General features: G+C 53.8%; 1 rRNA gene. It reads right to left on the reverse strand.

Annotated elements, in window-relative coordinates:
- Window positions 1-465: ribosomal RNA gene (locus ACTHSL_RS13015) — 16S ribosomal RNA — on the reverse strand; the annotation flags it as partial.

A 465-nucleotide genomic window follows, 5' to 3' on the forward strand; every position in this document is an offset into this window, starting at 1 on the left:
GTATAAGAGACAGGACTACTCGGGTATCTAATCCGGTTTGCTCCCCACACTTTCGCGCCTCAGCGTCACGTGTTGTCCAGAAGGCTGCCTTCGCAATGGGTATTCCTACCAGTATCTACGCATTCCACCGCTACACTGGTAATTCTACCTTCCTCTCCAACCGTCCAGCTTGCCAGTATCCAACGCCGTGTCGAGGTTGAGCCTCGGTCTTTAACATCGGACTTAACAAACCGCCTACGCGCCCTTTACGCCCAGTGATTCCGGATAACGCTTGCACCCTCCGTATTACCGCGGCTGCTGGCACGGAGTTAGCCGGTGCTATTAGCCTGCTACCGTCATTTTTCGTCGCAGGTTCAGAAGTTTACGATCCGAAGACCTTCATCCTTCAAGCAGTGTCGCTCGGTCAGGGTTTCCCCCATTGCCGAAGATTCCTAACTGCAGCCTCCCGTAGGCTGTCTCTTATAC

The sequence above is a fragment of the Neisseria sp. P0008.S010 genome (assembly GCF_051962715.1).
Lineage (GTDB): Bacteria > Pseudomonadota > Gammaproteobacteria > Burkholderiales > Neisseriaceae > Neisseria > Neisseria elongata.